Annotated in this window: 20 protein-coding genes; 7 read left to right on the top strand and 13 right to left on the bottom strand. The window is 70.0% G+C overall.

Annotated features, from left to right (window positions below):
* Positions 1 to 9 precede the first annotated feature (9 nt).
* The 6 genes from F4X11_11005 to F4X11_10980 form a co-directional block, all read right to left on the bottom strand.
* Complete coding sequence (locus F4X11_11005; GenBank protein MYN65542.1) at positions 10 to 1326, bottom strand: amidohydrolase family protein; 1317 nt, start codon at positions 1324 to 1326, stop codon at positions 10 to 12.
* A 101-nt stretch (positions 1327 to 1427) separates the two neighbouring features.
* Positions 1428 to 4124: a UPF0182 family protein gene (locus F4X11_11000; GenBank protein ID MYN65541.1), complete on the bottom strand. Its 2697-nt coding sequence runs from the start codon at positions 4122 to 4124 to the stop codon at positions 1428 to 1430.
* A 166-nt stretch (positions 4125 to 4290) separates the two neighbouring features.
* Positions 4291 to 4974 (bottom strand): porin family protein, encoded by a 684-nt coding sequence (locus F4X11_10995; GenBank protein ID MYN65540.1) that lies wholly within the window; start codon positions 4972 to 4974, stop codon positions 4291 to 4293.
* Positions 4971 to 5162: a hypothetical protein gene (locus F4X11_10990; protein MYN65539.1), complete on the bottom strand. Its 192-nt coding sequence runs from the start codon at positions 5160 to 5162 to the stop codon at positions 4971 to 4973. Before F4X11_10990 ends, F4X11_10995 begins: the two co-directional genes overlap by 4 nt.
* 24 nt (positions 5163 to 5186) lie before the next feature.
* Positions 5187 to 5606 (bottom strand): hypothetical protein, encoded by a 420-nt coding sequence (locus tag F4X11_10985; GenBank protein ID MYN65538.1) that lies wholly within the window; start codon positions 5604 to 5606, stop codon positions 5187 to 5189.
* 40 nt (positions 5607 to 5646) lie between these two features.
* Positions 5647 to 6129, bottom strand: coding sequence for a hypothetical protein (locus F4X11_10980; protein ID MYN65537.1), 483 nt, complete (start codon positions 6127 to 6129; stop codon positions 5647 to 5649).
* Positions 6130 to 6386: 257 nt separating this feature from the next.
* On the opposite strand from F4X11_10980, the gene F4X11_10975 reads away from it, so the two are divergent.
* The 5 genes from F4X11_10975 to F4X11_10955 all read left to right on the top strand — a co-directional run bounded on the left by F4X11_10975 (position 6387) and on the right by F4X11_10955 (position 13466).
* A complete protein-coding gene (locus F4X11_10975) occupies positions 6387 to 7613 on the top strand; it encodes an efflux RND transporter periplasmic adaptor subunit (GenBank protein ID MYN65536.1) in 1227 nt (408 codons plus the stop codon).
* 133 nt (positions 7614 to 7746) lie between these two features.
* Positions 7747 to 8442: an ABC transporter ATP-binding protein gene (locus tag F4X11_10970; protein MYN65535.1), complete on the top strand. Its 696-nt coding sequence runs from the start codon at positions 7747 to 7749 to the stop codon at positions 8440 to 8442.
* Positions 8439 to 9590 (top strand): FtsX-like permease family protein, encoded by a 1152-nt coding sequence (locus tag F4X11_10965; protein ID MYN65534.1) that lies wholly within the window; start codon positions 8439 to 8441, stop codon positions 9588 to 9590. Before F4X11_10970 ends, F4X11_10965 begins: the two co-directional genes overlap by 4 nt.
* Before the next feature lie 2 nt (positions 9591 to 9592).
* Positions 9593 to 10780, top strand: a complete 1188-nt coding sequence (locus tag F4X11_10960; protein ID MYN65533.1) for an ABC transporter permease — start codon at positions 9593 to 9595, stop codon at positions 10778 to 10780.
* Positions 10781 to 10835: 55 nt separating this feature from the next.
* Positions 10836 to 13466: a heavy metal translocating P-type ATPase gene (locus F4X11_10955; protein MYN65532.1), complete on the top strand. Its 2631-nt coding sequence runs from the start codon at positions 10836 to 10838 to the stop codon at positions 13464 to 13466.
* 21 nt (positions 13467 to 13487) lie between these two features.
* Here F4X11_10955 and F4X11_10950 read toward each other — a convergent pair whose 3' ends face one another.
* A complete protein-coding gene (locus tag F4X11_10950; protein MYN65531.1) occupies positions 13488 to 13877 on the bottom strand; it encodes a phage holin family protein in 390 nt (129 codons plus the stop codon).
* 20 nt (positions 13878 to 13897) lie between these two features.
* Complete coding sequence (locus F4X11_10945) at positions 13898 to 15523, bottom strand: FAD-binding oxidoreductase (GenBank protein ID MYN65530.1); 1626 nt, start codon at positions 15521 to 15523, stop codon at positions 13898 to 13900.
* A 65-nt stretch (positions 15524 to 15588) separates the two neighbouring features.
* Here F4X11_10945 and F4X11_10940 point away from each other — a divergent pair, with 65 nt between their 5' ends.
* Together F4X11_10940 and F4X11_10935 are read left to right on the top strand one after the other, a co-directional pair.
* Positions 15589 to 16623, top strand: coding sequence for a thioredoxin domain-containing protein (locus F4X11_10940; protein MYN65529.1), 1035 nt, complete (start codon positions 15589 to 15591; stop codon positions 16621 to 16623).
* A gap of 128 nt (positions 16624 to 16751) precedes the next feature.
* On the top strand, positions 16752 to 17270 hold the full coding sequence (locus tag F4X11_10935) for a hypothetical protein (GenBank protein ID MYN65528.1): 519 nt from the start codon (positions 16752 to 16754) through the stop codon (positions 17268 to 17270).
* Positions 17271 to 17383: 113 nt separating this feature from the next.
* On the opposite strand, the gene F4X11_10930 is transcribed toward F4X11_10935, so the two are convergent.
* Genes F4X11_10930 through F4X11_10910 form a run of 5 tightly spaced genes read right to left on the bottom strand, consistent with a single transcriptional unit; the run spans position 17384 to position 19669 of the window.
* The gene (locus F4X11_10930) at positions 17384 to 18130 is read right to left on the bottom strand and encodes a cytochrome c oxidase subunit II (GenBank protein MYN65527.1); all 747 of its coding nucleotides are present in this window, start codon (positions 18128 to 18130) and stop codon (positions 17384 to 17386) included.
* Positions 18131 to 18424 carry a hypothetical protein gene (locus F4X11_10925; protein ID MYN65526.1) on the bottom strand — a complete coding sequence of 98 codons (294 nt, stop codon included), beginning with the start codon at positions 18422 to 18424 and terminating at the stop codon, positions 18131 to 18133.
* Positions 18425 to 18454: 30 nt separating this feature from the next.
* Positions 18455 to 18664: a hypothetical protein gene (locus F4X11_10920; GenBank protein ID MYN65525.1), complete on the bottom strand. Its 210-nt coding sequence runs from the start codon at positions 18662 to 18664 to the stop codon at positions 18455 to 18457.
* A 27-nt stretch (positions 18665 to 18691) separates the two neighbouring features.
* Positions 18692 to 19039, bottom strand: a complete 348-nt coding sequence (locus F4X11_10915; GenBank protein MYN65524.1) for a hypothetical protein — start codon at positions 19037 to 19039, stop codon at positions 18692 to 18694.
* Between the two features lie 39 nt (positions 19040 to 19078).
* The gene (locus tag F4X11_10910) at positions 19079 to 19669 is read right to left on the bottom strand and encodes a heme-copper oxidase subunit III (GenBank protein MYN65523.1); all 591 of its coding nucleotides are present in this window, start codon (positions 19667 to 19669) and stop codon (positions 19079 to 19081) included.
* Between the last annotated feature and the right edge of the window lie 3 nt (positions 19670 to 19672).

Here is a 19672-nt window from a genome sequence, read left to right as displayed (position 1 = left end):
GGCGCGGGATCAGTCTACCGCCACCCCCGGTACCTTGTTGCCCGCGATCCAGACCGACTCGATCGTGCGGCTGTTGCGGATGTCCTCGGCCGGGTTCGCGGTGTAGACGACGAAGTCGGCGAAGTTGCCGGCCTCGAGCGTCCCGACCCGTTCCAGGTCGAGGCAGGCAGCGGCGTCGCGGGTCGAGGCGATGATCGCCTGCATCGGCGTCAGCCCGGATTCGACCATCAGGTCGAGCTCCCCGTGCTCGAAGTAGCCCTGGAAGCGGGCGGCCGGACCCGTGTCGGTGCCCATCGCAATCCGCACCCCGGCGTCGTGGAGCGCCTTGACGTTGCGCATCGCGGTCGGGAGCTGCGCCTTGTAGGTCTGTGCGCTGCGGCTGTTGCGGGTTCTCTCCTGCCGCTCCGGGTCCTCGAGCGCCGCAATCACCTGCGGGTCGACATCCCTCAGGAAGAACTCTTCGTCGAACCAGTCCGGCCGCTCCTCGTAGACGTAGGTCGAGACCTCGCGCATCAGCGTCGGGCAATAGCACACGCCGCTGGCGGTCAGCAGGTCGATCAGCTCCTGGTCGACGTCGACGTCGCGGACGCTGTGGGCGAGGAAGTCCGCCCCGGCCTTCATCAGTCCCTTGGCGTCGTCGAGGTAGTACATGTGCGCGGTGAGCATGAGGTCGCGCTCGTGCGCCGTGTCGATGACCGCCTGATAGACCTCGGGGGTCATCTTCCGCGTGGCGCCGAGGTTGTCATCGACGCGGATCTTGATGAAATCGACGTTCATGTCGGCCGCCGCGTTTACCTGCTCGGCCGCCTGCTCCGGCGTGTCGGCGACGACGATCGGACCGGCGACGCGGATGCGCGCGTGCTTCAGGTCGGGTCCCTCGCGGTCGCGCACGGTGATGGCTTCCGGTCCGTCGCCGCCGAGGCTGGCGACCGTGGTGACGCCGTAGCGCGCATAGAGCGCGAGCTGGTTCACGACGTGTTCCTCGGTGTAGAACGACGGGTCGGCTTCGAGGCCGACGACGTCGTTGACGTGCCCGTGGGCGTTGACCAGCCCCGGCGTCACCGTCCTGCCGCTCAGATCCACCGCGGAGGCGCCCTCGGGCACCGAGATCGCGTCGCTTGCCCCGATCGCTTCGATGACGCCGTCCCGGGCCACGATCGTGCCGCTCTCGATGGTCTCGCCGTCGCCGATGATCAGCCGCGCGCCGGTGAAGGCGGTCAGCCCGGGCGTCGGCTCGACCTGTTCCGGCTCGCCGCCGCACGCCGCCGGAACGGCGAGGGCGCCGACGGCCAGAATGATTGGCATGGTGCGATGCAGGCTCTTCATGTCGTGTTTCCCCCCTGCGAATGCGCCTCCGAACGGATAGCAACAGTAGATGCGGACGGACCCGTCCCGCCGTCATTCTGCGGCACGGGTGGGACTCTCGCTCAGTTCTCGCTCTCGGCCCGCAGCTCCTCGAGCACCTCGCCGAGCTGCTCGAGCTCGCGGCCGTACAGCGCCCAGTCGCCGCTGCGCTGGGCCCGGATCGCGCGCGTGTAGTGATCCTGCGCCTGGCTGGCCAGCGATCCGTTCCGGGGTGCTGCCGGAGCCGCCGTCGATCCCGACACGTCCGCGACCAGCGTCGTCGGAGGCGCCGCGGCCGGCAGCCCCGGCTCGCCGAACAGCCGCGCCAGCGCGGCGTCCAGCGTTTCCTCCATGACGATCTGGTTCTGGTAGGCGACGACCACACGCGTCAGCTCGGGGATGCGGCCGCCCGACGCCCGCAGGTACAGCGGCCGGATGTAGAGCAGCGCCTCCTCGATCGGAATGACGAGCAGCGTACCCTGGATCACCTCCGAGCCCTGCTGGTTCCAGAGCGTGATCTGCGGCGAGATCTCCTGGTCCTGGTTGATGCGCGCGACGATCTGCGACGGCCCGAACACCAGCTTCTGCTTGGGGAACTGGAAGACGAGCATCTTGCCGTAGTTCTCGCCGTCGCTGCGCGCCACCATCCAGGCGGCCAGGTTGTTCCTGCCGCGCGGCGTGAACGGCAGCATCTGGATGAACTCGGCCCGCTCCTCGCCCGGCAGCCGCATGATGGTGTAGTAGGGCTCCATCTGCTCGTTGTCGATGACCGGCACCTCCCACTGGTCCTCGCGGTTGTAGAAGACCGAGGGGTTGGTCATGTGGAACGTGGAGTACATCGACGTCTGCAGCGAGAAGATCCCTTCCGGATAGCGGATGTGGCTCCGCAACGCCTCCGGCATCTCGTCGAGCGGCTGCAGCAGGTCCGGGAAGATCTTCCCGAGCGTGACGCCGAGCGGATCGTCCGGTTCGGCCAGATAGAAGATCGTGTCGCCGTTGTAGGCGTCGATGACGATCTTCACCGAGTTGCGGATGTAGTTGATGCCGTTGCCGACCGGCGTCGAGTACGGATAGTTGCCGGAGACCGTGTAGGCGTCGCGCATCCAGTAGAGCCGCCCGTCCGCGATCACCAGGTACGGGTCGGCGTCGTAGCGCAGGAACGGCGCGATGGTGGCCACCCGGTCCGAGATGTTGCGGTGGAAGATGACGCGGCTGTCGGGGTTGAGCTGGCCGCTGACGAGGATCTCGTAGGACTGGAAGCGGAGGCTGAGCAGCAGCCGGCGCAGCACACCGCCGATCTCCACCCCGCCGGCGCCGTCGTAACGGGTGGAGACGTTGTCGTCGCCCTGCGGGTAGTGGAACTCGTCGGTGTTCGTGTTGACGAGCACGTAGTCGTTGGACAGCTCGCCGAAGTAGATGCTCGGTTGATCGACGGCGAGGTCGGTCTGCGAGGTGGGCGGCAGGTCCTGGATGAACAGGACCGGCAGGCCCTCCTCCGTAACCTGGTTGACGGGGCCGAGCGCGACGCCGAAACCGTGCGTGTACTGCAGGCGCTCGTTCACCCACGACCGGTTCGGCAGGCTGTCCGAGTTGATCTCGCGGCTCGACAGCATGGTCTGGCGGTACTCGCCGTCGACGACGTAGCGGTCGTTGTCGACCGACGCGAACTCGTAGTACGTGCGGATCTCCTGGATCTGCCCGAACGTGTCGAGCAGCGGCTGGTGATCCCAGAGCCGGACGTTGTTGATCGTCTCGGCGTTGTTCTCGATGTCGTTCATGGTCAGGAGAGCGTCGCCCGACACCTGCCGCTCCTCGACCACGTCGAGGTCGAAAGCGGTGCGCGTCGCCGCGATGTTGTGGGCGATGTACGGCGCCTCCTTCTGCTGTTCGTCCGGCGTGACCACGAGACGCTGCAGCGCCGTCGCGGTTCCGCCGCCGCCGATCCACACGAACAGATACACACCGGTCACGGCAGCCACCGGCCAGGTGCTGCCCGCGAACGCCCCGTAGACGCAGGCGCCCGCCGCGAACACCGACACCGCCATGAGGATGCGCAATACCGGCAGGCGCACCGCCACGTCGACGTACGACGCGCCATGCACGATGCCGGCCGGCGTCGTCAGCAGACGCGGCATGTCCAGGTACGCGGCCCAGGCGAACAGCAGGAAGACGGCCGCGCCGAGCATCAGCAGATGCCGCCGTGCCTGCTCGCCCACCTGGATTCCGTCCGGCTGGACGGCAATCTCTCCGGAGACCACGTAGGCCGCAGCCCCGCCGACCGCCGCCAACACGACGACCGCGAACAGGCCGAGCCGGACGAAGTCGAGGAACGGCAGCGTGAAGATGTAGAACGCGGCGTCGCGTCCGATCAGCGGATCGGCCTGGCCGAACGGCGTCGCCTCCAGGTACTGCAGCACCAGCAGCCACTGGCTGGAAGCCACTCCGCCGATGAAGAGCGCGGCCAGTCCCGAGGCGCCCAGGGCCAGCCAGGCCAGATGCCGGCGCTCGAGCACGATCGGCTGCAGGTCCCCGCCGCCGGCGAACACCACGTAGGGGCGCCGGGCGCGCTTCACGGCCAGGCGCAGGTTCCCGTACAGCACGAGGAACGCCAGCACGAAGGCGGCCGCCCCGAGCAGCCACCGCATCGCCAGGCTCTTGAGGAAGACGCTCTGGTACTCGACCTCGCCGAACCAGAGCCATTCGGTGTACAGCTCGGCCAGCGCCGGCAGCGCGACGAAGAGAACCAGCGCCGCCAGCGCGACCGCGAGTCTCGTCGGCATGAGTGGATCGTCCTTCCGGGATATCAGGTGCGGCAGCCCGTTCGGCCGCTACGGGTACGTCTACCCGAAGATTAAGTGACCGGCCCGTTCCTTGCAACCCCGCGGGCCTGCAGCGACCTCGTGGTCATGCTGGGAGGAGTCTACGCCGTCTCTACGGCGCAGACGCCTAGCGGTGCAGGAACCCGTACGCGAGAGCGGCGTGCAGGCGAGCCTGGCCGAGAGGCGCGAACGTCCGCACGCGGCGGAAGTCCACGCCGAGACGCAGCAGGAGCCGGCGCGAGTAGGTCGACGTCAGGGGGATGTCGCCGCCGCCCCCGATCTGCCAGGCCCAGCGGGTCTCGTCGAACACGCCGAGGGTGTCGAAGGGGTAGCTCGCGGACGCCGCGTAGTCGATGCGCGACCCGCCGAAGAGCGCCTGCGCGAACGGCCGCAGGCGTCCGCCGCCGAAGGTGAAGCGTGCGCCCGCCATGAGCTGGTGGAAGTCGGCGGTGAGGTGCAGCAGGTCCGTGTCTCCCCGGAGGCGGTTGCTGCCCGCTTCCATGACCATCGCCAGCCGCGCCGTCGCGCGCCAGCCGGCGCCGAACATCCAGCCCGCGCCGTGGCCGTCGACGACCGCATCCCCGTCGATGGAGCTGAGACCGCCGGAAATCTCGAGCCGGGGCCGAGGCTCCACGGCGGTCTGCGCCATGCCCGCGGGCGGCAGCGCCAGGCTGCACGCCGCCACGAGCAACCCGCGCCGGAGGGCTTCTACGCGCCGCCCCGTCGGGCCGCTCCGCGTCGACCGGGCGGCGAAGATCCGAGGCGGAAGCGACGTGGCGTCCGGGGCGCCGCCGGCGCCCCGGGAGATCATGCGCCGGCCTGCAGAACCTGCGCCACGAGGTCGGCCTCGGGCACGGCGCCCATGATCTCCGCCCCGTCGCCGACGATCGTCTTCGGAACGCCGGTCACCAGGTAGCGTTGGGCGAGATCCGGGAACGACGTCGCATCGATCACCGAGGCCGTCACGTGCGGGCTCGCCGCCGCAAGACGCCAGGCCAGGCTGACCGCCTGGGGACAGAACCGTCAGGTCGGCGTGACGAAGACCCGCAGATGCACGTCCCGGTCGAGGGCGTCGAGCGCGTCGAGGGTCTCGTCGCTCAGGGGGGGACCGCCGCCGCCGGCGATCTCGATGGCGTCCACCAGCGACACGATCTCGTAGCCGTCGGGTACGCCGTAGTAGCGTATGCCCACGTCCTGCGTTCCGGCGATCGCCAGCGCCGGCGCCCACTCGACGCCGTACTCCGCGACCTGCTCGCGGTCGAGCACGAGGTTGTGCTCCTCGACCGTGACCCGCTCCGAGAGCGCGGCAATCCGGTCGGCCGCCTGCCGTGCGGGCAGGCACGTGTCGCACCCGAAGGTCTGCGTGAAGAAGACCAGCCTCACCGGCGAGGACAAGGCTTCGAGACGCCGCTGAAGGTCGGTGGCTGCGCCGGGGGAGTACATCTTCGGTATGCGGGCCGGATTCGGCCGGGTGGCGGCAGGTCTACTTGAACAGGTCGTCGAACGCCTGCCGCGCGCTCGCCGCGGCGGGGCTGGGCGGTCGTCTTGCCGCCGGCGCGGCCGACGGCGGCGCCGCCACGCTCGAATGGGTCTCGCGCTCCACCGTCACCCGCGCCTCGAAGAAGGTGCAACTGTTGCGGGCGTCCTTCGGGGAAACCCGCTTCGGAATCGGCTGCGCGCATTCCCGCGTCCGACTCGTGTCGAACCAGGTGCACTGCGCGCAGCTATGGAGATCGGCCGCGCACTTGGCGCACTGCGTGTCGAAGCGAATCGACGAGGACAGCGACGCGCCGCAACGGGCGCACTTCAGCACCTCCCGAAAGGCCGGCATGTTCACCACCCGCGGCTCGCGCGGACCGTATCCGCGCCGCGGGCGTCCGTCACCCTTCGGCTTGCGCTCGCCAGTGCGCTCCGGGCGCTGGCGCTCGTCGTCCTGGTACCCTTGCTGACGGTATTTCCTCGACATGGAGTCGGAGGGGATTACCGATGATCTACCCTACCCGGCCGTGGTTTGTCCAGGGTTCTTGTCGACCGGCAGGGTAATCTACACCAGACGGGAGTCTCGATGCACGTGCGGTCCGCTGCGGAAGGACCGCCGCGGGGAACCTGACGGCCTCCCCGCCCGTCGAAACGACCGCGGGCGTCCGGCGGCGCCACGCTTGTCATCGAGGGCGCTTCCGGCGCGTATCATCAGGGCAGAGCCACTACAGATCGCGAGCATCCATGGCAGCGTCACTCGACGAACTGAAGATCGACCGGTCGCGGGGCGGCCGATCCTGGGTGGGCCGAATCGTCTCGCTGGTGCTGCTTCTCGTCGTCATGGGGGCCGGCGCCGCCGCGGGCTGGCGCTGGTGGGAAGAGGCCCGGATTCCCGTCGTGAGCACGGCGGCGGTGCGCCGGACCGTGGCCGCCGACGGCCAGCCGACGGTGCTGAACGCTTCCGGCTACGTGACCGCGCGCCTGCAGTCGACCGTCTCGTCCAAGGTCACCGGGCGCATCGTCGAAGTACTCGTCGAGGAGGGGATGGCCGTCGCCGAGGGGCAGGTCCTGGCCCGGCTCGACGACACCACGGAGCGGTCCTACCTCGCGCTGGCCGAGGCGCAGCTCGGCGCGGCGCGGGGTGCGCTGGCCGAGCTGGAGGTGCGGTACGAAGAGGCGCGGCTCGACCTCGACCGCCAGCGCCGTCTTCTGGAACAGCGCCTGATCGGGCAGGCCGACCTCGACGCGGCGCAGGCCGAGGTCGACTTTCTCCGGGCGCGCATCGGCAACCAGCGCGAGCAGGTCGTGGTCGCCGAGCGCGAGATCGACGTGCGGCGGACGGCGCTGGAGGACACCGTCATCCGGGCGCCCTTCAGCGGCGTCGCCATCTCCAAGGACGCCCAGCCGGGCGAGATGATCTCGCCGGTGAGCGCAGGCGGCGGCTTCACGCGCACCGGCGTCTGCACCATCGTCGACATGTCGTCTCTGGAGATCGAGGTCGACGTCAACGAGAGCTACATCAACCGCGTCTCTCCGGAACAGCGCGTGGTGGCCACCCTCGACGCCTACCCCGATTGGGAGATCCCGGCCAGTGTCATCACGACGATTCCCGCCGCCGACCGCCAGCGCGCGACGGTCCTGGTGCGGATCGCGTTCGACGAGCTGGGCGATCCCCGGATCCTGCCGGACATGGGCATCAACGTGGCGTTTCTCGAGGCCGGGCCGCCGCCGGAGGTGGCCGTCACCGATGCCCCGCCGCGATTGTGGGTACCGGCGGAGGCGCTGCGCAACGACGGGGGGACGCAGGTGGTCTTCGTCACCCGCGGGGACACGGTCGAGCGGCGCGCCGTCGCCACCGGCCTCGAGGACGGCGGCGACGTCGAGGTGCTGGCCGGGGTCGCGGCCGGCGAGCGGGTGGTGACCGAGGGGCCGGCGGAGCTCGCCGACGGCGACCGCGTGGCCGCCGACTGACCGTCGGACCCGGCGACCCGTCGCCCGGGGACGGAGCACGGGCCTGTAACGAATCGCACGCTCGACGCGTATTGCAGATTGAAGCCGCGACCGACACCCTCGACGCCGGAGGCGCACGGCATGCGTGAGAACCATGAGTGAGAACGGAGCGTTGGTACAGGTCCGGAACCTCCACAAGGTGTTCCGGCGCGGGTCGGAGCGGATCGACGTCCTGCAGGGCGTCACCCTCGACCTGCCGGCGGGAGACTTCCTGGCCCTGATGGGACCCTCCGGGTCCGGCAAGACGACCCTGCTGAATCTGCTCGGCGGGCTCGACACCCCGTCCGAGGGCGAGGTCGTGGTCGGCGGCGACCGGATCGACCGCATGGCGGGCGGGAAGCTGGCCGGCTGGCGGGCCCGGCACGTCGGGTTCGTGTTCCAGTTCTACAACCTGCTGCCGGTCCTGACGGCCGAGAAGAACGTGGAGCTGCCGCTGTTGCTGACGCCGCTGTCCCGCAGCGAGCGGCGCCGGCACGTGGCCACGGCGCTGGAGGTGGTCGGGCTCTCGGATCGCGCCAGGCACTATCCGCGTCAGCTCTCCGGCGGTCAGGAGCAGCGGGTCGGCATTGCCCGGGCCATCGTCACCGACCCGACGCTGCTGCTGTGCGACGAGCCGACCGGCGACCTCGACCGCAAGTCGGGCGACGAGATCCTCGACCTGCTGCAGGCGCTCAACGCCGAGCACGGCAAGACCATCGTCATGGTCACGCACGACGCGCACGCCGCCGCCCGCGCCCGGCGGACGCTGCATCTCAACAAGGGCGTGCTCGCCACGGAGCCGGAGTCATGAAGTTCCTGCCGCTCGTCTGGAAGAACCTGTTCCGCCGCAGGGCGCGGACGCTGTTCACGGTGCTGTCGATCGTCGTGGCGTTCGTCCTGTTCGCCTACCTGGCCGCCATCCGCCTGGCGTTCGGCACCGGCGTCTCGGTGGCCGGCGCGGACCGCATGCTGGTGATCCACAAGGTGTCGCTCATCCAGCCGCTGCCGGAGAGCTACCTGGGCCGCATCACCGCCGTCGACGGGGTGGCCGACATCAGCCACATGTCCTGGTTCGGCGGCATCTACCAGGACCCGCGCAACTTCTTCGCACAGTTCGCGGTCGACGCCGAGAGCTACCTGCGCCTGTATCCCGAGATCGTGCTGAGCGACGCGGAGCGCGATGCGTGGCTGCGCAACCGCACCGGCGCCATCGTGGGGCGGGTGACGGCGGACCGCTTCGGCTGGGAGGTGGGCGACCGGATCCCGATCGAGGGAACGATCTTCCGCACGCGGAGCGGACCGACCTGGGAGTTCACCATCGACGGCATCTACGAGGCGGGCACGGAGGGCTACGACACGTCGACGATGCTCTTCCACCACGAGTACCTGATGGAGGCGAACGACCAGGGCGCGCGGTTCGTGGGCCAGTACGTGATCCGCGTCGACGATCCCGCGCGGTCCGCGGAGGTGGCCGCAGCCATCGACACCCGCTTCGCCAATTCCCCGGCCGAGACGAGGACCTCCACCGAGCAGGCGTTCCTGCAGGGCTTCGCCGATCAGATCGGCAACATCGGCGCCATCGTGACCGCGATCCTGGCCGCCGTCTTCTTCACGATCCTGGTCATCACCGCCAACACCATGGCGCAGTCGATCCGCGAGCGGACGAACGAGCTGGCGGTCCTGAAGACGCTCGGCTTCACCGACCGGCGCGTGCTGATGCTGGTGCTGATCGAGTCGCTTGCGCTGGCCGTCGCCGGCGGGACGGTAGGACTGGGGGTCGGTTGGCTGCTGATCGGTCTGGGCGACCCGACGGGCGGCTTCCTGGCGGTGTTCCTGTTTCCCACCCGCGATCTGGTGATCGGCGGCGTGATGGTCGTTCTGCTCGGGTTCGCGGCCGGCGCGGTGCCGGCGCTGCTGGCGACGCGGCTGCGCATCGTCGACGCGCTGCGGAAGGTGTAACGATGCGGTTCTTCTCCCAGGTGTTCACGGTCACCGCGCTCACCCTGCGCACCCTGCCCCAGCGGGCCGGCTCGTCGGTCGTCGCCGTCATCGGCGTGACGGGGGTGGTCATCGTCTTCGTGGCGGTGCTCTCCATCGCCGAGGGGTTCCGGGCCGCGCTCACCGGCGCCGGCTCGCCCGACACGGCGATCGTCATGCGTGGCGGGAGCGACTCCGAGCTGAGCAGCGGCATCACGCTCGCCACCACCCGCATCGTCAAGGACGCGCCCGGCGTGCAGCGGGGCGACGGCGGTCCGGTCGCCTCGGCCGAGCTGTTCGTGGTGGTGGACGTGCCCAAGCGGAGCACCGGGTCCCCGGCCAACGTGCCGCTGCGCGGCGTGGAGCCGGCCGCGTTCCGGGTCCGCGACGAGATCCGCATCGTCGAGGGCCGCATCTTCCGGCCCGGCACCAACGAGATCATCGTCGGCCGCAGCGCGGCCAACCAGTTCGCGGGCATCGATCTCGGCTCGACCCAGCGCTGGGGCGAGAGCACGTGGGAGGTGGTCGGCATCTTCGAGGCGGACGGCACCATCGCCGAGTCGGAGATCTGGTGCGACGCCCGCGTGCTGCAGCCCGCCTACCGCCGCGGCGACACGTTCCAGTCGGTCTACGCGAAGCTCGACTCGGCCGGCGACTTCGACGCGTTCAAGGACGCGCTGACGACCGACCCGCGGCTGGATGTGATGGTCGAGCGCGAGGACGACTACTACTCGGGACAGTCCGAGGCCATCACCGGCATCATCACCGGCATCGGCACGGTGATCGCGCTCCTGATGGGCATCGGCGCGGTGTTCGGCGGCATCAACACGATGTACACGGCCGTCGCGGCGCGGACGCGCGAGATCGCGACGCTTCGCGCGCTCGGCTTCGGCGGCCTGCCGGTGGTCATCTCGGTGATGGTCGAGTCGGTGGCGCTGTGCGTGACCGGCGGCGTCATCGGCGGGGTGCTCGCCTACGCCGGCTTCAACGGCTACCAGACCGCCACCATCAACTGGCAGACCTTCAGCCAGGTGGCGTTCGCCTTCGCGGTCACTCCCGCGCTGCTCGTCCAGGGCATCGCGTGGGCCGTCGTGATGGGCTTCTTCGGGGGCCTCTTCCCCGCCATCCGGGCGGCGCGGCTGCCCGTGGCGACGGCTCTGCGGGAGCTGTGAGGCGCTCCCGCCACGACCGCCCGGTCCTTCCGCTGCTATCCTGACCGGAGAGGCGATGGCAATCGAGACACGGGATCCGGTGTGCGGCATGACCGTAAATCCGGACAAGGCGCGGTTCACGCACGAACACGGGGGCACGACCTACCTGTTCTGCTGCGGCGGGTGTCAGGCGGCGTTTCAGACCGATCCCGAAGCGTTCCTGCGTACACGCGACGAGTCCGCGGATAACCCCGCCGCCCGCCATGGGCACGCGCCGGACGGCCGCGACGGTTCGCGCCCCGGCTGCGGAGCAGACGGCGAGGGCGCGGCCTGCGGACATGCCGGACACGGCCATGGGCCGGCCGGCCACGAAGCCGGGCATGCAGGCGCCCGGACACGACCGCCCGCCGCAGGAGCGCCGGGGACGACGGTTGCGGCGTACGTCTGCCCGATGTGCCCGGGGGTACGGGAGACCGAGCCGGTCCCCTGCCCGCACTGCGGCATGGCGCTCGAGCCGGAGTTCGTCGCGGCGCCGCCGGCGGCGGTCGAGTACGTCTGCCCGATGTGCCCGGGGGTACGGGAGACCGAGCCGGTCCCCTGTCCGAACTGCGGCATGGCGCTCGAGCCGCGGGCGGTGACGCAGGAGGAAGCGCCGAACCCGGAGCTGGCCGACATGACGCGCCGGTTCCGGATCGCCGCGGCGATCGGGCTGCCGGTGTTCGGCATAGCAATGACCGAGATGGTGGCCGGCGCGTCGGCGCTGCCCTTGAGCCGGACCGTCTCGAACTGGATCCAGCTCGCCTGCGCCGCGCCGGTCGTGCTGTGGGCCGGGCGCCCCTTCTTCGAGCGGGGCTGGGCGTCGATCGTCAATCGCAGCCCGAACATGTTCACGCTGATCGCGCTCGGCGTCGGCGCGGCATTTCTCTACAGCGCGGCGGCGACGGTAGCCCCCGGCAGCTTTCCGGCCGGTTTCCGGATGGAGGGCGGGGTCGAGCCGTACTTCGACACGGCGGTGGTCATCATCGTGCTGGTGCTCCTCGGGCAGGTGCTGGAGCTGCGGGCGCGGCATCGAACCGGCGCCGCGCTCCGGTCGCTGCTCGGTCTGGCGCCGGCGGTCGCGCATCGGATCGAAGGCGGCGACACCGGGGCAGGGACGCCGGACAAGGCGGGTGCCGGCGGTGCGCCCGACCGGGACGTGCCGCTGGCCGAGGTTCGCGTCGGAGAGCTGCTGCGCGTGCGTCCGGGCGAGCGCGTCCCGGTGGACGGGGTGGTCGTCGACGGGCGCAGTGCGGTCGACGAGTCGATGGTCAGTGGCGAGCCGATCCCGGTCGAGAAGGGACCCGGGGATGCGGTGATCGGCGCCACCGTGAACGGGACCGGAAGCCTGACGATGCGCGCCGAGCGGGTCGGTGCGGAGACCATGCTCGCCCAGATCGTGCGGATGGTGAGCGAGGCGCAGCGCAGCCGCGCGCCGATTCAGCGGGTGGCGGACCGGCTGGCCGGCTGGTTCGTGCCGGCGGTCGTCACCGTTGCGGTCGCGGCGTTCGCCGGCTGGGCGCTCTGGGGCCCCGAGCCGCGGCTGGCGCTGGCGCTGGTCAGCGCCGTCGCCGTGCTCATCATCGCCTGCCCATGCGCCTTGGGGCTGGCGACGCCGATGGCCATCATGGTCGGAACCGGGCGCGGAGCGACAGCCGGCGTGCTCATCCGCGATGCCGAAGCGCTGGAGACCCTCGAGAAGGTCGACACGCTCATCGTGGACAAGACCGGCACGCTGACCGAAGGAAACCCGCGCGTTCGAACCGTGGCGGCCGCATCTGGCGGCGACGTCGACGAGGACGAGCTTCTGCGGCTGGCGGCCGGGGTCGAGCGGGCCAGCGAGCATCCTCTCGCGGGAGCGGTCATCGCCGAGGCCGACGCCCGCGGCCTGGCGCCGGTTGTTGCGAACGACTTCCTGTCGGAAACCGGCGGCGGCGTGGCCGGGCGCGTAGACGGCCGGCAGGTGGTAATCGGGACCGCGGCGTTTCTGGAGACGCAGGGGATCGACGCCCACGGTCTGACGGCTCTTGCCGACGCCGGGCGCGGTCGCGGCGAGACCGTGATTCTCGTCGCCGTGGACGGGACTCTTCGAGGCGTGATCGGCGTCGTCGATCCGATCAAGGCGTCCACTCCGAAGGCGATCGACCTTCTGCGCCGCGAAGGCTTGCGCATCGTGATGGCGACCGGCGACAGCCGCGCGACCGCCGAGGCGGTGGCCGCCGAGGTGGGCATCGACCCCGCGGACGTGGTGGCCGGTGTGCTGCCGGCCGACAAGCGCCGTCTCGTGGCGAACGAGCAGGCCCGTGGACGAACGGTGGCGATGGCGGGCGACGGCATCAACGACGCGCCGGCCCTGGCCGAGGCGGCCGTCGGCATCGCCATGGGCACGGGCACGGACGTTGCCATGGAGAGCGCCGGGATCACCCTGGTCCGGGGCGACCTGCGGGCCATCGCCAGGGCGCGGCGGCTCAGCCGCGCGACGATGCGCAACGTCCGCCAGAATCTGGTCCTGGCGTTCGTCTACAACGGAGTCGGCGTCCCTGTTGCGGCCGGGTTGCTCTATCCGTTCATCGGCCTGCTGATCAGTCCCATGTGGGCGAGCGCTGCGATGACCCTGAGTTCGCTGTCGGTGGTCGGCAACGCGCTCCGCCTGCGGCGCGTCGAGTTGTAGACCGCCCCGGGCGGGTTCGCGTCAGTCCCGGCGGGCCGTCACGTCGATCACGTCGATCCGGGTACGTGACGGCGGCTGCTGGAAGCCGCCGATGAACATCGATACCAGCCCGACCAGCGCCGCGCCGAGAATCGCCCACCCCAACGACCGGACCTCGAAGCCCGGCACGATCCAGGCGGCCAGGGCGAAGGCGACGCCGTTGACGATGAGGTAGAAGACGCCGAGCGTCATCACGGTCAGCGGCAGCGTCAGCACGACGAGCACCGGCTTGACGATCGTGTTGACCACGCCCAGCACTACCGCCGCCACCGCGAGGGCGGGCAGCGAGGCGATCGTCACCCCGGGCAGGATCCAGGCGACGGCGCCGAGCGCCACGCCGTTGGTCAGCCAGTTGACGAGAAACCGGCCCATCGGGTTCCTTCCCCGTTCCATCACGCCATCCCGTCCGCGGCGGCCGGGAAGAGGACACCCGGCGCCAGCTTGCCGTGCGGGTCGAGCGCGGCCTTCACGGCGCGCATCTGCGCGACGCCCTCCGCACCGTACAGCTCCCGGAGCAGCGACTGCTTGACCGGGTTGCGGCCGACGCCGTGCTCGGCGAGCGGGCAGCCGCCGAGGCTGATGATCTCCCGCCCGCACTCCAGGATGGCCTGCCTGCCGCGCATCACGTCCTCCATCGTAGCGGGAATCACGTTGGGGTGAACGTTGCCGTCCGAGATATGGCCCCAGATGGCGTAGTCGAGACTGCGTGCATGGAACGACCGGTGGAAGAACGCCAGGCTCTCGTCGAACCGTGCGAACGGCACGATCATGTCCGCCGCGGTCTTCTCGATGGCGGCGTTCCCGCGCTTCGCCTCGCCGACGCGGCGGTTGACGCCCTCCGGCACCGCCTCGCGCATCGCGGTCAGGTGCGCCTGCCGCCGGTCGCCGGGCAGCGCGATTTCCGCGTCGTCGAGCACACCGGCATCCGCGAGCAGCCGGCAGAGTCGCACGAGCGGCGTATCCGGCGCGTCGCCGGCGAGGGCGCCGCCGATCTCGTCATAGGCCGCACCGGGCGTCGGCGCGGCTCCCGGCGGCAGCTCGACCTGCGCGAGCAGGGCCGCCTGCGCATCGTCCGGCGCCGCCACCTGGTGCCGCCGCGCCACCCCGTCCTCCCGCACGATCGCGAGGCTGCGCGCATCCAGGTGCTCGATGGCGGCCACGTCGACGCCGCGCGCCGCGCCATGGCGCCGGGCATCCCGCGCCGCAGTTCGCAGCCTCCGCGTCAGATCGGTCGCCGCCCCTCCGCTCGGCAGGGTGATCCATACCATCGCCACCCGCGGCGCCGGTGCGACCACCGCGAACGTCGCCTCGGTGACGACCCCGAGCGTTCCCTCGGAACCGACGAAGAGGTCGACCAGGTCCATGCCGGCCGCCGCGAAGTAGCCGGCCGAGCACTTCGGAACATCCGGCATGCGGTAGGTGGGCACGGGCACGCGGATCGCCCCTTCTCCGGTGACCACCTCGAAGTAGCCGTCCGGATGGGCGGTCGTCTCGCCGCGGGTCAGATCGAGGACGTCGCCGGTCGCCAGCACCACGGTGAGCCCCCGCACCCAGTCGCGCGTCGTCCCGTACTTGAACGTGGCTGCTCCGGCCGCGTTCGTGGCGACCACGCCGCCCGCGCACGCGCCGTCGAAGGTGGGCGCCGGTGGATAGAACCGGCCGTCCCGCGCGAGCGCCGCCTGCAGCACGCCGATCGGCACACCGGGCTGGACCACGACCTCGTCCGCGCCGATGGAAACGATACGGTCGAATCGCTGCAGGTCGAGCACGACATCGCCCATCGGCGTCGCGCCGCCGGTCAGCGACGACTGGGCGCCGATCGGCAGCACGCGGGAGGCGCCCGCGATCAGCGCGGCGACGTCCGCCTCGGTGGCCGGCCGGGCCACCCCGGCCGCGTGTCCGCCCGGAACGTGCGCCGCGTCCTCCAGGATCGCCGAGATGGTCTCTGCGTCCGTGCGGACGTCCGTTTCCACCGCCTGGCCGCGGGGGGCGCGCGCCGCGATCCGGTGCGAGGGCATCGGGGCGGCATTATACGGAGGTGCGCCGGCCGGGCGTCGCGGAACGGTGGTACAGTGCACTCCTTATGTCTTCAAGAACGACTTGGCTATCGGCGGCGATTGTCGGCCTGTTTCTGGCGGCGGCGCCCGCCGCGGCCCAGCAGCGGGACGATACGGTGGTGGCCCGCATCGGCGACGCCGCGGTGACGTTCGCCGAACTCGAGGATGCGTGGCGGCGCAACGACGCGTCGTCGCGGCTCCGGATGCTCCAGGAGCTGTACGACACCCGGCGGCGCGCCCTCGACGTGCTCGTGGGCGAGCGGCTCGTGGAGCGGGAGGCGGCCGCGCGCGGCATGACGCGCAACGAGCTGCTGGAAGCGGAACTGCCGGACCGGATGATCGAGGTGACCGACGCGGAGATCGATCTGATCTACGAGCGGAACCGGGACCGCTTCCCGGGACGCACCCTGGAGCAGATGCGGCCCGAGATCCGCGCCGTGCTCGATCAGCAGCGGCCGTTGCAGGCGCTGCATGCCTACATGAGCGAGCTGCGGGCGCTGGCCGGCGACGTGTCGGTGATGCTCGAGGCGCCGCGGTACGGCGTCGAGGCGCTGGCCGAGGATCCGGCGCGCGGACCCGACACCGCGCCGATAGAGCTCATCGAGTTCTCCGACTTCGACTGCCCCTACTGCAGGCGGGCCACCGAGACGGTGGAGCGGTTGATGGAGCAGTTCGAGGGTCAGATCCGGTTCGTCTACAAGGACTACCCGCTGCCGAGCCATCCGAACGCGTTCAAGGCGGCCGAGGCCGGCAACTGCGCCCACGAGCAGGGCCGATTCTGGGAGCTGCACGATACGATGTTCGCCAGTCAGGGCTCGCTCGACGTCGACGCGCTGAAGGGCTACGCCGTCGACCTGGGGCTCGATCCGGGCGCGTTCAACGAGTGCCTCGACAGCGGCCGGCACGCTGCGACGGTGGATCGGGACATGCGCATCGGCATGAGCCACGGGGTGTCGTCGACGCCGACGCTGTTCCTCAACGGACGGGTGGTCCTGGGCGCGGCGTCCTACGCGACGTTCGTCGAGATCATCCGCGAGGAGTTGGCCGCCGCCGGGCGCTAGTCAGGCCTGGTTGGGCGGCAATCGGAAGCCGCGGCGCGACCGTAGCGGTCGCGTTCGGCGACGCTCGACGGGCCGGGCGGGTGAAAGCAGCGAGGGAGCGATCCGTGGAGGAGACGCCGGCGCGGGCCATGAGTCACGGCGCAAACGTTGCGCGATACGGGGCGCGCCGCGCGCTGCTGGCGGGCCTGGTGGTCGTCGCGGCAGCGTTCTGCGCCGGCGTTGCCGCCTGCGGCCGGGCCGAGGCTCCGGCCGGCGGGGGCGACCCGGTCGCCGGGACCGGCGATGCGGCGCCGCGGGTTGCGGAACCCGAGGCCGCCAACCCGTCCGCCGGCGTCCCGCCGCCGGGCGATCCCTCGGGCGCCGCCGCGCCGGGCGATGCCGTTCCGGCTCCGGAATCTCCGACCCCGCGGCCTCCCGCCCTGCCGGTCGAGCTCAGCTCCCCCGAGCACCAGCGTTACCAGCAGCTTCGCCTCGAGACCCTGCGGGCGATGATCGACGCGGCGAAGCTCGCGCTGCCCATAGGACCGTTCCAGCAGCGGATAGACGCGGCGGCGGGAATCGCGTTGGAGGACGTATCCGAGGCGGGCGATCTGATGGAGCGGATCGTCGCCGATCTCCGGGAGGCGATTGCCGCCGCCGGCGGTTGATGCCGGACTCTGCCGGGATAGCGACGCAGTCCTCTACGCGCCTGCGGCGTTCGCAAGGCACGGCGCGCTTCGTGGGCCGCCTTGCTGGAAGACTTCCTGGGGTGCTCGGGTTCCTAGTTGCCGGTGAGGAAGGACGCCTCCTCCTCCAGCCAGGCGTCGTACTCGTCCTGCTCCATGATCGTCACGAAGCCGCGCATCCGGTAGTGGCCGAGACCGCAGAGCTGCGAGCAGTTGACCTCGAACTGACCGAGCACGTTCGGTACCCACCAGACCGGAATCTGCAAACCCGGTACGGCGTCCTGCTTGACGCGCATCTCCGCGATGCCGAAGCTGTGGATGACGTCCTGCGACGACAGGTTGATGATTACCGGCTTGTTGATCGGCAGGTTCAACTGGTTGATCGACACGATGTCGTCGGCGCCGTTCGGGTCGCTGCGGTCGAGACCGATGTTGTTGGTCGGCGTGATGAGGCTGATGTCGCGCCGCCCCCACCGGCCGTCGGGGCCCGGATAGTGCGAGATCCACTCGAACTGCTTGCCGATCACGTTGACGACGGTCGCCTCTTCCTCCGGCGGGATGTCGTTCACCCGGTGCGCCCAGGCGGGGACGGCGAAACCGATCAGCAGCACCGCCTCGATGACCGCCACGCCGATCTCCAGGTAGCTCGACGTGTGGCTCGTGACGCCGGTGTAGTCCGCCTTCGGATTGGCGCTCGCCCGGAACCGGATCAGGGTATAGACGTAGAAGGTCCCCCAGCCGACGAACAGCACCGCCATCAGCCAGTGGATCAGAACGATCATCTCGTCGATCTCGGGCGCGTGCTCCGACGCCTGGATCGGCAATCCCAGTAGTTCACCCATCTACGATTCCCCTCCGGGCTGGCCGCGCCGCACCGCGGCCTCGAACGCCGCATCGTTTCCCAGCGCCTGCCGGGAACGCTTCAACAGATGAAAAAAGAAGCCGACGAAGCCGCTCAGCACCCCGCCGGTGACCCCGAGCAGCGTGAAGACGGCCCAGTTCACGCTGCGGCCGGTCGCCGAGTCGGGATCCGCCCCGAAGCAGATCGGGCATGCCCACGCGACCGCGGGCGCGAGAACGAACAGCGTCGCCGCCAGCGCAACGACCCGCGCGGCTTTCGCTCCGGTTCCTGTCATCGGCCTGCTCCCTTTCCCTCGAGCGCCCGATCAGTGCATCCCGATCTCGCGGGTCTTCCGAACGAACTTCACCGCGTAGATCCCCATCGCCACGACCGCGCAGAACGATCCCGCCGCGAACGCCAGATGCCAGGCCACGCCGCGCTCGGTCATGAACATCGCCACGCCCCAGATGACCATGAACGCCGCCAGCAGGATCGACGCGGCGATGAACACGAGGTGAATGGCTCGGAGCGACATGGCGCGGCTCCCGTCTTCGCGATCCGGCTAGTGGCCCGCCGCCGGCGCCGCGGCCGGCGCGTTGGCGTTCGGCAGCGTGTAGTACTCGCCGTGCCTGTCCGCGTGCCCCAGGAGCGGCAGGAAGATCAGGACGATGAAGAAGAACACGGTGAGCACGAGCGTCGCCAGGATCATCTTCTTCTCCTCGATGAGGTGCATGAAGAAGCTGACCACCAGCGAGCCCTTGGTCCCCGCGATGACGAGCGCCACGAACACCGCGAACGGCACGCCCCAGAAATCGATGTACGACACCGCCACGGTGATCACTGTCAGCACGGCCAGCGCGCCGCCGACCTTCAAGTACGTCTTGATGTGCGCCTGAACGTCTTCGCTCATGATGCTCTCGATGTTGTGCGTTCTCGCGTCCGTCCCACCCTACAGCAGGTAGAGCACCGGGAACAGGAAGATCCACACCAGGTCGACGAAGTGCCAGTAGAGGCCGGCCGCCTCTATCCGGTTCGTGAACTGCGCCTTGTTCGTCTTCCACATCTTCGAGCCCGGCAGAAGGAGATACGTGTTCACGACGACGCCGCCGATGATGTGCAGCGCGTGCAGGCCGGTCATCGTGTAGTAGATCGCGAGGTAGGTGCTCGTCCACGGGAAGTTGCCGATCTCGAACTCGTGGTTGTACTCGAATCCCTTGATGACCATGAAGACCAGCGACAGGACGATGGTGAACGCCAGCCAGAACCTGAAGCGGCCGAAGTCGTCCATCTTGAGCGACGCGTAGGCCATGACCATCGTGACGCTCGACCCGATCAGCACGGCGGTGTTGACCGTGCCGAGCGGAACGTTGAGCACGTCCACGCCGAACGGCCACTCGGTCGCCATCAGGCGCAGCAGCACGTAGGACGAGAAGAGCGCGCCGAAGAGCATGACCTCGGACGCCAGGAAGAGCCAGATGCCGAGCTTGACGTTGTTGAGCCCGGTGTCGGACCGTTCTTCGACGATGTACGGAATCTCCATGAC

Source organism: Acidobacteriota bacterium (assembly GCA_009861545.1).
In the GTDB taxonomy this organism is placed as follows: Bacteria; Acidobacteriota; Vicinamibacteria; order Vicinamibacterales; family UBA8438; genus WTFV01.
This window is presented reverse-complemented; position numbering and strand designations above follow the sequence as displayed.